Here is a 13,183-nt window from a genome sequence, read left to right as displayed (position 1 = left end):
GAGGTACTGGCGGTGACTGGTCTTGGGGAGAATTCCTGTGCCAGGAATGACCCACCCGTATCATCAGTTCGGGCCGCTATCTGTTTTGAGCGTTACTGCCTTGTATTGAACCCTAATGATTTTTGACAACGACCGTTTTGACGCTGCCATCATCGACCTGGATGGCACCATGGTCGATACCCTTGGCGACTTTGTGGCTGCCCTCAACCTGATGCTGGCCGAAATGCTGCCGGGCCACCCGCCGGCGTTCGGGCTTGATGCTGCAGCAGTGGAGCGCATGGTTGGAAAAGGCTCGGAGCATCTCGTCAAGACCACGCTGAAATATGTCCAGGAGAAGATGGGTATTGCGCTGACAGCTATCGATTTAATAGCGCTTTACGATGCGGCCTACGTCGCTTACCAACGGCATTACACCCGCATCAATGGCCGGCACTCTGCGGTTTATCCGGGTGTCCTGGAGGGCTTGCATGTGTTGCAGCAGGACGGACTGCGGCTTGCCTGCCTGACCAACAAACCCCTGGCGTTTGCCCGCGAACTGCTCAAGCTCAAAGGCCTCGACAGCTTTTTTACCCAGGTTTTTGGCGGGGATTCATTCGAGCGGAAAAAGCCCGACCCGTTGCCCTTGCTGAAAACCTGCGAGAGCCTTGGCACTGCGCCAGTCCGCACGCTGATGATCGGCGACTCCAGCAACGATGCCCGGGCCGCTCGGGCAGCGGGCTGTCCGGTGTTGCTGGTGACGTATGGGTATAACCATGGCGAGCCGGTTCGCGCTGTGGATGCCGATGGCTTCATTGACTCGCTGGCGGAGCTGCGGTTTCAGAAATGACAACGGGGCTTGCGCCCCGTTGATGGTGTGGTTTGCGCCCGGTGCTTCAGGCAGGCTTGCCCAGCATGGCGTCCCTGAGTTTCCAGTCAGCCGGTTGTGGGCCCAGCCAGATGCGAACGAGGGCGTTGAAGAATTCAAGCTCCTTGAAGGGCTCGCCTTGTGGTTTGCCTTTGACGGAGATCACGGTGCCGGTGCCGGGAATCCAGTCGATGGTGAAGCCTTCGCCGGCTACCAGCTTTTTCTGGTCGGCAAAGAGCTGGCCCATCCTGATGAGGCCGGGGATCAGCTTGGACATTTCGCCTTTTGGGGTGTTCTCTGTGAAGGCGGTGGTAAAGCCTTTGCCCAGCTCATTGGAGTCAATGTCGCGCAGCAGGGTGATGCTGATGCGCTTGGGGCCGGGCATGGCGTAGACCTCTTCGGGGGTGGCGGCTTTTTTCGGCAGGTACATCGCGGCCACATAGACCTTGAACACCGCCTTGTAGCGAATGCCGGCGCCATTGAGCTGCAGCTTGGTGCCGTGGACCTCCACCGGGTCGTCGAGTTTGACGCCCGAAACCTCCATCGGTGCGGCGAGGGTGCCCAGTGAAAGCATCAAGCCGGCCAGGCCCGCAAGGCATCGCGTTGTCAAAGTCATGAGTTGTCTCCAAGGGTGTTGAAATAGAACGAGCGTTCTTTTTTTATGTCTCATTTTGAAGGCCAAGGAGGGCCTGTCGCAAGAGGGTTTGCGAGATAAGCATTAGTACCAGTCCGTAGTATTGGCGCCAATAACGCTTTTAAATGGCGCTTTATCAGGGCACGGACGGGCCGGGTTACCGCTGTCTTTGCTACACTTTGCCTCTCATGTTCATTCATCGCATCATTCAGACAGGTTGTGGCGACCGGGGAGCCTGGCCCTGGCGTACCTGTCATTTCTCGCACGCCTGAGGCGCACGCGGGCTGGCACACTGCCACTTGCCCGTGTATCTGCCGCGGTTTTTGCGACACCCCCCTTGATGCGCTCCGGCCCTGCCGGAGCATCCCGGCCCCATGCTTCGGGGTATTTTGAATGACAGGTGGTTACGCCTTTGAGCGCGTTGCCTCCTTGCGAAGGACTCATCCGTGATCACAGAACTCGAATTTAAAAGCCTGGCCGGCCAGGGCTACAACCGCATTCCCTTGATGGTCGAGGCGTTTGCCGACCTCGAAACACCTCTTTCCCTTTATCTCAAGCTTGCGCATTCCAGAGACGGCGGCAAGTTCAGCTTCCTGCTGGAATCGGTAGTGGGGGGCGAGCGGTTCGGCCGCTACAGTTTTATCGGCCTTCCCGCGCGCACGCTGGTGCGGGCATCCGGTTTTGGGCCAGATACCCTGACCGAAGTGGTGACGGACGGCAAGGTTGTGGAAACCTCCAAAGCCAATCCGCTGGACTTCATCAGCGACTACCAAAAGCGTTTCAAGGTCGCCCTGCGGCCCGGCCTGCCGCGCTTTTGCGGCGGCCTGGCGGGGTACTTCGGCTACGACACCGTGCGTTACGTCGAAAAGAAACTCGAAGCCTCCTGCCCGCCCGACACACTGGGCTGCCCCGACATCCTGTTGCTGCAGTGTGAAGAGCTCGCCGTGATCGACAACCTGTCGGGCAAGCTTTACCTGATTGTTTATGCCGACCCGGCGCGGCCGGAGGCCTACGCGAATGCCAAAAAACGCCTGCGCGAACTCAAGGACCAGCTGAAGTATTCCGTCAGCGCGCCGGTGGTGAAACCGTCGCAGAGTTATCCCGCTGAGCGTGACTTTGCCAAGGCAGACTACATCGCCGCCGTGGAACGCGCGAAGCGGTTGATCGAAGCCGGCGACTTCATGCAGGTGCAGGTCGGCCAGCGCATCAAGAAGCGTTACACCGAGTCCCCACTGAGCCTGTATCGCGCGCTGCGTTCATTGAACCCCTCGCCCTACATGTATTACTACCATTTCGGCGACTTCCACGTGGTGGGGGCGTCTCCTGAAATTCTGGTCAGGCAGGAAAAGGTCGATGAGGGGCAGAAGATCACGATCAGGCCGCTGGCCGGCACGCGGCCCCGTGCCTCTTCGCCTGAGGCCGACAAGGCCGTGGAACACGAACTGGTGAACGACCCCAAAGAGCGCGCTGAACACGTGATGTTGATCGACCTCGCCCGCAACGACATCGGCCGCATCGCCAAAACCGGCACGGTGAAGGTCACCGAAGCCTTCGCGGTCGAGCGCTACAGCCACGTGATGCACATTGTCAGCAATGTCGAGGGCACGCTGCTGGACGGCATGTCGAGCATGGACGTGCTCAAGGCCACCTTCCCGGCGGGCACGCTCACCGGCGCGCCCAAGGTCCATGCCATGGAGCTGATCGACCAGCTCGAGCCGACCAAGCGGGGCCTCTACGGCGGCGCCTGCGGCTACCTCAGCTATGCCGGCGACATGGATGTGGCGATCGCCATCCGCACGGGCATCATCAAGGACCAGACGCTGTATGTGCAGGCGGCTGCCGGTGTGGTGGCCGATTCCGTGGCCGAACTCGAATGGATGGAAACCGAAGCCAAGGCGCGCGCGCTGCTGCGGGCGTCCGAGCTGGTGGAGGAGGGCCTGGAATGAGCACGCTGTCCCACCCCGCCATTGAACACTGCGACACCATGGCCGATGTGCGCCGCCACATCGATGCGCTGGACGACCGCATCGCGCCGCTGATCGCCGAGCGCAGCGCCTATGTGGCGCAGGCCGCGCGCATCAAGCAAAGCGCCGGCCAGATTGTCGACAACGCACGCATCGAGTTCATCGTTGATCGTGTGCGTGCACAGGCCCGTGCGGCCGGCGCCCCCGAGGCCATCATGGAAGCGACCTACCGCGCCATGATCGCCGCATCCATTGATTTTGAGCGCGGCGAGTTCACACGCCTGCGCCAGGGAGACTGAACCATGAAGCGCACCAAACTCCTGATGATCGACAACTACGACAGCTTCACCTATAACATCGTCCAGTATTTTGGGGAGCTGGGCGCCGAAGTCGAAGTGTTTCGCAATGACGAGATCACGGTGGCCGAAATCGCCGCGCGCGCTCCTGACGTGCTGGTGGTGTCGCCCGGTCCGTGCTCACCGGCCGAGGCCGGTATTTCGGTGGCGGCGATCCAGCATTTCGCCGGCAAGCTGCCGATTCTGGGCGTCTGCCTGGGCCACCAGGCCATAGGCGCCGCTTTTGGCGGCAAGATCGTGCGCGCCCAGCAGCTCATGCACGGCAAGACCAGTGTCATCACCACCACACAGCAGGGCGTGTTCGCCGGGTTGCCTGAGCAGTTTGTGGTGAACCGCTACCACTCGCTGGCGATCGAAAAAGAATCGTGTCCCGACGTACTGGCCGTCACGGCGCGAACCGACGATGGCGAGATCATGGGTGTGCGCCACACGGAGTTGCCGATCCAGGGTGTGCAGTTCCATCCGGAATCCATCCTCACCGAGCACGGGCACGCCATGCTGAAAAACTTCCTGGAGCAGACGGCATGACCCAAGATGCTATTACTTTGATAGCTGGTCGCGCTTATTCATATTGCCCTGGGGGCAAAAATGACTGATAAAAGAGTCGTTGACCTGCGCAGCGATACCGTCACCCGGCCCACGGCCGCCATGCGTGAGGCCATGCTGGCTGCACCGCTGGGTGACGACGTTTTCGGCGACGACCCGGCCGTCAATGCGCTGCAGGAAAAGATTGCCGGATTGCTGGGCTTTGAGGCCGCGCTCTTCGTGCCCACCGGGACGCAGAGCAATCTTTGCGCGATCCTCTCCCACTGCCAGCGCGGTGACGAATACATCGTCGGCCAGATGGCGCACTGCTACCGCTGGGAAGGCGGCGGCGCGGCGGTGTTCGGCAGCGTGCAGCCGCAGCCGCTGAACCACCACACTGATGGCACGCTGGCGCTTGCCGAGATCGAGGCAGCGATCAAGCCCGACGACGCGCACTTCGCGCGCACCCGGATGCTGGCGCTCGAGAACACCCTGGGCGGCAAGCTGCTGCCGTTTGCGTATGTGCAGCGGGCGACCGTGCTGGCGAAGAAGCACGGCCTGGCCCGCCACCTGGACGGTGCGCGGCTCTTTAACGCCGCTGTGGCGCAGGCTGCGCAAACGGGCAGCAACCCGCTGGCGGAGGCGCGCCGCATTGCGGATTGTTTTGACAGCGTATCGGTTTGCTTCAGCAAAGGCCTGGGCGCGCCGGTAGGTTCGGCCCTGTGCGGCTCGCGCGAATTCATCGCGCGGGCGCACCGCATCCGCAAGATGGCCGGCGGCGGCATGCGGCAGGCGGGCATGCTGGCTGCAGCAGCGTCGCATGCACTGGACCACCATGTCGGACGTCTCGCGCAAGACCACGCCCTGGCCAAATACCTGGCCGACGGCCTGGCGGGCATTGACGGCCTGCAGGTAGAGGCACCACAGACCAACATTGTGTTTGTCGACCTGACCGGCGCGGCGCGGGACCGGTCCGCTGCCTTGCTCAAGCACCTGGCCGGCCAGGGCATTGAGGCCACGGGGCTGTACCGCCTGCGTTTTGTCACCCATCTGGACGTGGACACTGCCGGCGTGGACCGTGCCATCGCTGCCATCCGGCAGTTTTTTAACTGAAAGGACTTAGCCATGCCTGACTTTCAACACCTGTTGCTTTTCATCGCGGCTGGCTGGCTGCTGAACCTGACGCCGGGCCCTGATGTGCTTTACATCGTGACCAATTCACTGCGCTCGGGCGCGCGCGCCGGCATTGTTGCCGGCCTCGGCATCACGGCTGGCTGCTTCGTCCACATCTTCGCGGCGGCCGTGGGCGTCGGTGCCTTGCTTGCCACTTCGGCCACGGCATTCACCGTGCTCAAGTGGATAGGCGCGGCGTACCTGCTGTGGATAGGTGCGAAAATTTTGTTTTCCAGGGCACCGCAGGCCACCACCGACCTCGCCGCGGCGGCTGCCGCCCAGCCGGAGCGGCGCCTGAAAGCGGTGTTCATGGGCGGCTTCTGGACCAACGTGCTGAACCCCAAGGTGGCGATTTTTTTCCTGGCCTTCGTGCCGCAGTTCATCGCCCCCGGCACCGACAACAAGGCCCTGGCCTTTGTTTTGTTGGGGGTGCTGTTCAACCTGAACGCCATTCCGGTCAATTCGGGCTGGGCCCTGGCCGCGGCCTGGATGGCCCGGCGCGATGCCGTGCAGCGCGGGATGCACTGGCTGGACCGTGCAGCCGGTGCCATGTTCATTGCCTTCGGCCTCAAGCTCGCCTTGACCGACCATCCAGCGAGCTGAGTCATTTTCTTCCAGCCCAGAATAAAGAAACGAGACACGCCATGCCCAACACCCACAAGATCACTCCGCAGGAAGCCCTGCAGCGCACCATCGAACACCGCGAAATCTTCCACGACGAAATGCTGCACATCATGCGGCTGATCATGAGCGGTGAGATGTCGCCCGTGATGATGGCCGCGCTCATCACCGGCTTGCGCGTCAAGAAGGAAACCATCGGCGAGATCACGGCCGCCGCGCAGGTGATGCGCGAGTTTTCGACGAAAGTCAATGTGGCCGACAAGACGCATCTGGTCGATATCGTAGGCACCGGCGGCGACGGCTCGCACACCTTCAACATCTCGACCTGCTCCATGTTCGTCGCGGCGGCGGCTGGCGCCAAGGTCAGCAAGCACGGCGGGCGCAGCGTCAGCAGCAAGTCGGGCAGCGCTGATGTGATCGAGTCGTTGGGCATCCATATCGGCCTGTCGCCTGAAGCCATTGCGAAATGCATCGACGAGGTCGGTGTGGGCTTCATGTTTGCGCCCAACCACCATCCGGCCATGAAGAACGTTGCGCCCATCCGCAAGGAACTCGGCGTGCGCACCATCTTCAACATCCTGGGCCCCCTGACCAACCCGGCCAGCGCGCCCAACATCCTGATGGGCGTGTTCCATTCGGACCTGGTCGGTATCCAGGTTCGCGCTTTGCAGCGCCTGGGCGCCGAGCACGCGCTGGTGGTCTACGGCAAGGACGGCATGGACGAGGTCAGCCTGGGCGCGGCCACCGTGGTTGGCGAGCTCAAGAACGGTGAAATCACCGAGTACGAAATCCATCCTGAAGACTTCGACATGCCTATGGCCAGCAACCGCGCATTGCGCGTAGACACCCCCGAGCAGTCCAAGGCCATGCTGCTGGGCGTGCTGGACAACCAGCCGGGCGCGGCGCGCGATATCGTGGTCCTGAACGCCGGGGCGGCGCTGTATGCCGCCAATGTGGCCGACTCCATGAAGGCTGGCATCGTGCTGGCGCGTGCGGCGCTGGAGTCGGGCGCGGCCAGAGCCAAGCTCGATCAGCTGGTCAGCCACAGCCAGAAGCTCGCCTGACGGCTTGCCGGCTGCGCAGCTATCTATTCCCGTGCGGTCACGCGCGCGTCGGTTGCGGCGAAATGCAGGCCGACCGTGCTGCCTGGTTCGGCCACGCTCAGCAGGGCGTCACTGAACACCAGCAATTCACCCAGCGGCGTGAGCACCACGCTTTCGATCCGGCTACCCAGATAAGCCTGCCGCAGGACTTTTCCTGTCAGCGTGCTTGCTTCCAGTTCGCCGATACGGATGCGGTGTGGGCGTATGGCCAGCGCCACAGCGCCGTCCGGCATGCCTAGCGGCGGCACCACCCGCACATCAACCTGGTCGGCGCGGAAGAAATGCTGGCCCTGCAGTGTGACCAGTTCGCCGTTGATCAGGTTGGCGTCGCCGATGAAGTCAGCCACAAAACTTGAGACGGGCGCTTCGTACAAATCGCGCGGCGCGCCCATCGTTGCAATGCGTCCCTTTTGCATGACCACAATGCGGTCCGACACCGCCAGCGCTTCTTCCTGGTCGTGCGTCACGTAGACCACGGTGAGCTTGAGGTTCTGCTGAAGGTCGCGGATGTCCTGGCGCACCTTGCGGCGCAGCTTGGCATCCAGGTTCGACAAGGGCTCGTCAAACATCAGCACGGCCGGCTCCAGCACCAGTGACCGTGCCACTGCCACACGTTGCTGCTGCCCGCCGGACAGCTCCGACGAGAGCCGGTCGGCGTAATCGGCAATGCCGAGCAGATCCATCTTGGCTTTTGCCAACGCCACGGCCTGCGGTTTCTTCATGCCGGATGCGAGCAGGCCGTAACACACGTTCTCCAGCGCACTCATGTGCGGGAATAACGCGTAGGACTGGAAAACCAGGCTCACGTCGCGCTGGTTGGCCGACCTGCCGGTCACGTCCCGTCCATCGATGCGGATCACGCCCTCGGAAGGTAGCTCCAGGCCGGCGATCAGCCGCAGCAGTGTTGTCTTGCCGCAGCCGGAAGGCCCCAGCAAGGTCACCAGCTCTGCCTTGTCGATGGTGAGATCAAGCGGATGCAGCGCAACCACCTTGCCGAAACGCTTGACGACGCCTTGAAACTCCACAGCGGCGGGGGACGGGGTCATGGCAGGGCCTGTTAAAAAATAAGTGAAACGAAAAAGATGTGACGATGGCGCAGAGGCTCAAGCGGTCGACACCGCGCGCCGCCCCAGCTCCGCATTGCCAATGAAGCGCTGGATCAGCAGGACACAGGCCAGCATGATCACGATGAGCACGGACGAATAGGCAATGGCCAATGCGTATTCGCCGACTTCGACACGGCCCGCGATGTAAACCGTCGCAAGGTTGTGCTGGGCGGTCGCCAGGAAAATCACCGCGCTGACGGCTGTGATGGCATGCGTAAAACTGAACACCAGGCTGGCAATGATGGCCGGGCGCAAGAGCGGCAGGATGACCCGCGCGAACGTGCGTGATGTGCTGGCGCGCAATGTGGCGGATGCTTCGTCCAGCGACCGGTCAAGCTGCGACAGGGCTGATACCGTGGCCCTCACGCCCACCGGCATGTTGCGAAACACCAGGCACAGCACGATGATGGCGAAGGTGCCGGTGAATTCAAGGGGCGGCACGTTGAAGGCGACGATATAGGCCACGCCGATGACGGTGCCCGGCACGGCGAAGTTCACCATGGTCAGGAACTCGAAGGCCCGCCGACCCTTGAATGCATGTCGGCTCACGACATAACCTCCCAGCAGGCCCAGCGCGGTGGTCAGGGGTGCGGCAACAGCGGCAACGCCGAGCGTGGTGAACAGGCTGTTCCACGCCGAGCCCGAAAACACCAGGCCCCCGGCGCCCCAACTCAGCCCAAACCCGGTCTGAAAGTGCTGCAGCGAGGGCGTCAGGTCAAACCTTCCGATGTCCTTGACCACGCCGCCGATCAGGATGATGCCGTATGACAGCACGGTCAGCGCGACCCAGGGCAGAACCAGCGCCAGCGCCCCCCACTTGACGCCGGTGGGCAGTGCGGCGGGCAGGCCGCTATCGCCTTTTCCGCTCACGGATGTATAGGAAGCTTTGCCGATCCAGCGCTGCTGCAGTGCAAAGATGCCGACCGTCAGCAGCAGCAGGGTGACGGCGAGGATGGCGGCGCGCGAAGCGTCGTGCTGCGCCCCGGCGATGGCGAAGAAAATCTTCGTCGACAGCACCTCGAAATTTCCGGAGAGCACCAACGGGTTGGCAAAGTCCGCCAGGCTTTCCACAAAGCCCAGCAGGAAGGCATTGGCAATGGCGGGGCGCACCAGGGGCCAGGTCACGGTGCGAAATACATGCCACGGCGAACCCCTCAGCACCTGGCCGGCTTCTTCCAGCGTCGGGCTGACCAATCGCAAGGCGCCGCTGATCAGCAGGAAGGCCAAAGGCGTAAAGCAAATCACCTGCGCCAGCAGTACGCCCGGCAGGCCGTAGATCCAGCGCGACCTTGCAATGCCGAACCAGTCGCTCATCAGCTGCGTCACCATGCCGGTGCGGCCGAAGAGAATGATGATGGCCAGGCCGATGACGAAAGGCGGCGTGACCACCGGCAGGATGGACAGCACGCGCAGGCTGCCGCGAAAACGCTGACCGCCGCGCTCGGCCAGCAGGGCCAGCGCAAAACCGAAAAGCGTGCTTCCGATGCCTGCAAGGGTGGCCAGCACGATGGAGTTGATGGCCACGCCGCAACGGACGTTGCCGGCGATGCAACCCGCGCCCCAGATGTCCTCGCTGAAAAACCGGGCGGCGGCAGTCTGGATCAGCCAGTTCCCCCGCTCGTCCACAAAAGCCGCCAGCAGCATGCGCCCGATTGGGTAAATGACAAAAATGGCCAGCAGCAGGGACAGGATGCAGACAATGCCGGAAATGGCGGCATCACTCTTGAAAGCGCCGGCGCGTGTTGCCAGTAGGCTTGCGACGGCGGCCAGCACGCACCCGCCGGCAACATAAGCTGAGCTCTGGGTCCACGGCATCAGCAGCACGCCCGCTGCAATGCCCAGTGCTGCCAGCAGCCAGCTCAGCGGATCAGCCCGCACGCGTGGGGCGGCTGCCATCACTGCAATGGGTGTAGTCAAGGTGCGACGTGATTCATCAATGAGCAATGGAATTGCGGGATGTGCTCAGCGCTCACTTGGGCAGTGCCCCGATGTCCTTGTCCCATTTGCCCAGCAGGCGCGAGCGTTCGGCCGAAGCGCCGTACTTGGCGAAGTTGTAGTCGATCAGTTTGACGTCGGCCAGCTTGGGCGCCTGCGGCGGCAAGGATGCTTTTTTATTGGAGGGGTTCTGGTACGAATGCGCGACCGTGGCAATGTCCTGCGCTTCAGGTGTCAGGGCCCAGTCGTACCATTTTTTGGCGTTGGCCAGATTTTTGGCACCCTTGATGATGCTCATGCTGCCGATCTCGTAGCCCGTACCCTCGCACGGTGCGACCACCTTCAGGGGCGCGCCTGCCACGGCGTGCGTGACGGCGTCGTGCAGGAAGGTGATGCCGATCATGCTTTCGCCGGTGGCTGCCGCACGGGCCGGCGCAGCGCCCGACTTGGTGTATTGGTTGATGTTGCGATGAAGGGCCTTCAGGTAGTCGAACGCCTTGTCTTCTCCCATGATCTGCACGAGTGTGGCGAGCAGCGTGTAGGAAGTGCCCGAGGAGTTGGGGTTGGCGACCTGGACTTCCCCCTTGAACTCCGGCTTGATGAGATCTGCCCAGCATTTGGGTTCGGGCAATTTGCGTTTGGCCAGCTCGACGGTATTGAAGCTGAACCCCAGGGCGCCGGCATAAACGCCGACCGTGCGGTACTTGGAGGCCTCGGCTTGCCGTACTGCCCAAGGGTGCAGGTCGGCCAGTTTGGGCGATTTGTAGGGCTCGGTCAGACCTTCTTCAGCGGCCTGAAGATGAGGGTCGCCCGTGCCACCCCACCACACGTCACCGCGCGGGTTGGCTGCCTCGGCCTTGATCTGGGCATAAGTTTCGCCCGAGCTCTTGCGTGTCATTGACACCTTGATGCCGGTGGCCTTTTCGAAGGCGGTCACCATGGGCCGGCACCATTCTTCCTGGACGTTGCAGTAAACCACCAGTTCTTCGGCTGCGCGGACCGAAGGCGATATCGCGCACGCCATGGCCGCCAGAAGCAATCCCGGAACGAGTGATTTGAATGTGAACTGTCTCATCTATGTCTCCTTCTTTATGTCGTCAATAGCGCCTGGGGGTGCGGCGTTGAGGCCACCTTAGCAGCCGTCAGCGCAGCGGTATACCCGTTAAAACGCTTAGTTCGGAGGCCAGCCTGGCGTTGGTGGCCAGCACCGCGCTACCTTGGGTCAGTCCGCCTTCGGCCCAGAAATCGTTAACGCGGCCGCCTGCCTCGCGCACCAGCAGCAGGCCAGCCGCGACGTCCCATGAATTGATATGCGCTTCGGCGTAGGCTTCGCAGCGCCCGGCGGCCACATAGGCCAGCCCCAGCGCGCCGGAACCCGCGCGGCGCACCGAACAGCCCGCATGCATGCACTGGCTGACCAGCGCGAGGTAGGGGTCTGGCGACAGGCGCGAAGACCAGCCAATTTCGACCGTGGAGGCGGCCAGCTCGGCCAGCTCGCTGACCTGGAGCCGAACGCCGTTGCACCATGCGCCATGGCCGTTTTGCGCGATGAAGAGCTCGTCGTGCATGGGCTCATAGATGGCGCCGGCTTCGAGCTCGCCGTTGACCATCAGGCCCAGGGAGATGCAGAAATGCGGGATGGCCCGGGCGAAATTCGCCGTTCCATCCACCGGGTCGACAATCCAGAGGCGAGCTGTGCCGCCGGTTTCTCCTCCTGCTTCCTCCCCCAGCACGGCGTCTCCCGGAAAGCGCCGTTCGATCTCCGCGCGCACATACTGTTCTACCGCACCGTCGGTGACGGTCAGGTAGTCCTGCCGGCCCTTGAGCGAGTAGGCGGGCTTGTCTGGCGCGTTGAAGGCGTCGCGCATCATGGCGCCGGCCGAACGGACAATTTCTTCAATGGCATCAGTGAGTGCGGTCATGGGAAGGGTGTAGGGGATATCCGATGGAAGTCGCCTTGTGTGCGAGCCGGGTCAGGCGTGGCACCTAAAGCGGGTAAAACGAAATGTTAGTGCCGGGGCGTATCCGGCTGTAGCGGGTTTGCGCTAAGACGCCGCGAAACCTGGCCCTGCGAGTCGCCCGGCCGCATCTGCCAAAATCGGGGCATGTCCGATATCCTGAACCAAATCATTGCCGTCAAGCGTCAAGAAATTGCCGATGCCATCCGCCGCAAACCGCTGGACGTGATGCGCGAAGATGCCGAATCGCGTGTCCTGACGCGTGACTTTGTGGGTGCGCTGCGCGCCAAGATCGCAGCGGGTCAGCCCGCGGTGATTGCCGAAATCAAGAAGGCCAGCCCGTCCAAAGGCGTGCTGCGCGCCGACTTCATTCCAGCCGACATCGCGCAAAGCTATGCCGAAGGTGACGGCGAGATCAGCGCCGCCTGCCTTTCGGTGCTGACCGACAAGCAGTTCTTCCAGGGCGGCATTGATTACCTGAAGCAGGCGCGGGCCTCCTGCAGTCTGCCGGTGCTGCGCAAGGACTTCATGGTGGACCCTTACCAGGTGTATGAAGCGCGCGTCATGGGCGCTGACTGCATTTTGCTGATTGCTGCCTGCCTGGACGACGCGCAGATGCAATCGCTTGAAGCGCTGGCCATGTCGCTGGACATGGCGGTGCTGGTCGAGGTACACGACGAAGCCGAACTGGAGCGTGCGCTCAAGCTCAAGACGCCGCTGATCGGCATCAACAACCGCAACCTCAAAACTTTCGAGGTCTCGCTGGACACCACGCTGGGCATGCTGGCCAGGGTGCCGGCGGACCGCCTGCTGATTACCGAGTCGGGCATTGCCACGCCGGCGGACGTGCAGCGCATGCGTCAGGCAGGTGTGAATGCATTCCTGGTCGGCGAGGCCTTCATGCGCGCGGAAGAACCCGGCCTTGCACTGGCTCAATTGTTCGGTAAAAGATAGGCTGTAAAGC

General features: G+C 62.4%; 13 protein-coding genes. 8 read left to right on the top strand and 5 right to left on the bottom strand.

Annotated elements, in window-relative coordinates; genetic code table 11:
- Positions 1–115 precede the first annotated feature (115 nt).
- Positions 116–826 carry a phosphoglycolate phosphatase gene (gene gph, locus AC1DY9_RS14550; RefSeq protein WP_477666894.1) on the top strand — a complete coding sequence of 237 codons (711 nt, stop codon included), beginning with the start codon at positions 116–118 and terminating at the stop codon, positions 824–826.
- A gap of 46 nt (positions 827–872) precedes the next feature.
- On the opposite strand, the gene AC1DY9_RS14545 is transcribed toward gph, so the two are convergent.
- Positions 873–1,460 carry a chalcone isomerase family protein gene (locus AC1DY9_RS14545; RefSeq protein WP_477666893.1) on the bottom strand — a complete coding sequence of 196 codons (588 nt, stop codon included), beginning with the start codon at positions 1,458–1,460 and terminating at the stop codon, positions 873–875.
- Positions 1,461–1,924: 464 nt separating this feature from the next.
- Between AC1DY9_RS14545 and trpE the strand changes: the two genes are divergently transcribed.
- Genes trpE through trpD form a run of 6 tightly spaced genes read left to right on the top strand, consistent with a single transcriptional unit; the run spans position 1,925 to position 7,181 of the window.
- Positions 1,925–3,424 (top strand): anthranilate synthase component I, encoded by a 1,500-nt coding sequence (trpE, locus tag AC1DY9_RS14540; protein ID WP_457282293.1) that lies wholly within the window; start codon positions 1,925–1,927, stop codon positions 3,422–3,424.
- A complete protein-coding gene (locus AC1DY9_RS14535) occupies positions 3,421–3,741 on the top strand; it encodes a chorismate mutase (RefSeq protein ID WP_477666892.1) in 321 nt (106 codons plus the stop codon). The genes trpE and AC1DY9_RS14535 overlap by 4 nt, the downstream gene beginning before the upstream one ends.
- A 3-nt stretch (positions 3,742–3,744) precedes the next feature.
- Complete coding sequence (locus tag AC1DY9_RS14530) at positions 3,745–4,326, top strand: aminodeoxychorismate/anthranilate synthase component II (RefSeq protein WP_457282291.1); 582 nt, start codon at positions 3,745–3,747, stop codon at positions 4,324–4,326.
- Between the two features lie 60 nt (positions 4,327–4,386).
- Positions 4,387–5,436: a low-specificity L-threonine aldolase gene (gene ltaE, locus AC1DY9_RS14525; RefSeq protein ID WP_457282290.1), complete on the top strand. Its 1,050-nt coding sequence runs from the start codon at positions 4,387–4,389 to the stop codon at positions 5,434–5,436.
- Positions 5,437–5,448: 12 nt separating this feature from the next.
- The gene (locus tag AC1DY9_RS14520; RefSeq protein ID WP_457282289.1) at positions 5,449–6,099 is read left to right on the top strand and encodes a LysE family translocator; all 651 of its coding nucleotides are present in this window, start codon (positions 5,449–5,451) and stop codon (positions 6,097–6,099) included.
- Positions 6,100–6,140: 41 nt separating this feature from the next.
- Positions 6,141–7,181: an anthranilate phosphoribosyltransferase gene (gene trpD, locus AC1DY9_RS14515; protein ID WP_457282288.1), complete on the top strand. Its 1,041-nt coding sequence runs from the start codon at positions 6,141–6,143 to the stop codon at positions 7,179–7,181.
- 23 nt (positions 7,182–7,204) lie between these two features.
- Here the strand turns inward: trpD and AC1DY9_RS14510 are convergent, their stop codons facing one another.
- The 4 genes from AC1DY9_RS14510 to AC1DY9_RS14495 all read right to left on the bottom strand — a co-directional run bounded on the left by AC1DY9_RS14510 (position 7,205) and on the right by AC1DY9_RS14495 (position 12,183).
- The gene (locus AC1DY9_RS14510; RefSeq protein WP_457282287.1) at positions 7,205–8,266 is read right to left on the bottom strand and encodes an ABC transporter ATP-binding protein; all 1,062 of its coding nucleotides are present in this window, start codon (positions 8,264–8,266) and stop codon (positions 7,205–7,207) included.
- 57 nt (positions 8,267–8,323) lie between these two features.
- Positions 8,324–10,222, bottom strand: a complete 1,899-nt coding sequence (locus AC1DY9_RS14505; protein ID WP_457282286.1) for an ABC transporter permease — start codon at positions 10,220–10,222, stop codon at positions 8,324–8,326.
- A 73-nt stretch (positions 10,223–10,295) separates the two neighbouring features.
- Positions 10,296–11,336, bottom strand: coding sequence for an ABC transporter substrate-binding protein (locus AC1DY9_RS14500; protein ID WP_477666891.1), 1,041 nt, complete (start codon positions 11,334–11,336; stop codon positions 10,296–10,298).
- Positions 11,337–11,403: 67 nt separating this feature from the next.
- Positions 11,404–12,183: an inositol monophosphatase family protein gene (locus AC1DY9_RS14495; RefSeq protein ID WP_477666890.1), complete on the bottom strand. Its 780-nt coding sequence runs from the start codon at positions 12,181–12,183 to the stop codon at positions 11,404–11,406.
- Positions 12,184–12,366: 183 nt separating this feature from the next.
- Between AC1DY9_RS14495 and trpC the strand changes: the two genes are divergently transcribed.
- Positions 12,367–13,173 (top strand): indole-3-glycerol phosphate synthase TrpC, encoded by an 807-nt coding sequence (gene trpC / locus AC1DY9_RS14490; protein ID WP_477666889.1) that lies wholly within the window; start codon positions 12,367–12,369, stop codon positions 13,171–13,173.
- The last annotated feature ends 10 nt before the right edge of the window (positions 13,174–13,183 follow it).

The sequence above is a fragment of the Polaromonas sp. P1_F6 genome (assembly GCF_056405695.1).
This window is presented reverse-complemented; position numbering and strand designations above follow the sequence as displayed.

Excerpts from the sequence above, each read along its gene's own strand:
- gph (WP_477666894.1), top strand. The coding sequence starts at position 116 with ATGATTTTTGACAACGACCGTTTTGACGCTGCCATCATCGACCTGGAT.
- AC1DY9_RS14545 (WP_477666893.1), bottom strand. The coding sequence starts at position 1,460 with ATGACTTTGACAACGCGATGCCTTGCGGGCCTGGCCGGCTTGATGCTT.
- AC1DY9_RS14535 (WP_477666892.1), top strand. The coding sequence starts at position 3,421 with ATGAGCACGCTGTCCCACCCCGCCATTGAACACTGCGACACCATGGCC.
- AC1DY9_RS14530 (WP_457282291.1), top strand. The coding sequence starts at position 3,745 with ATGAAGCGCACCAAACTCCTGATGATCGACAACTACGACAGCTTCACC.
- ltaE (WP_457282290.1), top strand. The coding sequence starts at position 4,387 with ATGACTGATAAAAGAGTCGTTGACCTGCGCAGCGATACCGTCACCCGG.
- AC1DY9_RS14520 (WP_457282289.1), top strand. The coding sequence starts at position 5,449 with ATGCCTGACTTTCAACACCTGTTGCTTTTCATCGCGGCTGGCTGGCTG.
- trpD (WP_457282288.1), top strand. The coding sequence starts at position 6,141 with ATGCCCAACACCCACAAGATCACTCCGCAGGAAGCCCTGCAGCGCACC.
- AC1DY9_RS14510 (WP_457282287.1), bottom strand. The coding sequence starts at position 8,266 with ATGACCCCGTCCCCCGCCGCTGTGGAGTTTCAAGGCGTCGTCAAGCGT.
- AC1DY9_RS14505 (WP_457282286.1), bottom strand. The coding sequence starts at position 10,222 with ATGGCAGCCGCCCCACGCGTGCGGGCTGATCCGCTGAGCTGGCTGCTG.
- AC1DY9_RS14500 (WP_477666891.1), bottom strand. The coding sequence starts at position 11,336 with ATGAGACAGTTCACATTCAAATCACTCGTTCCGGGATTGCTTCTGGCG.
- AC1DY9_RS14495 (WP_477666890.1), bottom strand. The coding sequence starts at position 12,183 with ATGACCGCACTCACTGATGCCATTGAAGAAATTGTCCGTTCGGCCGGC.
- trpC (WP_477666889.1), top strand. The coding sequence starts at position 12,367 with ATGTCCGATATCCTGAACCAAATCATTGCCGTCAAGCGTCAAGAAATT.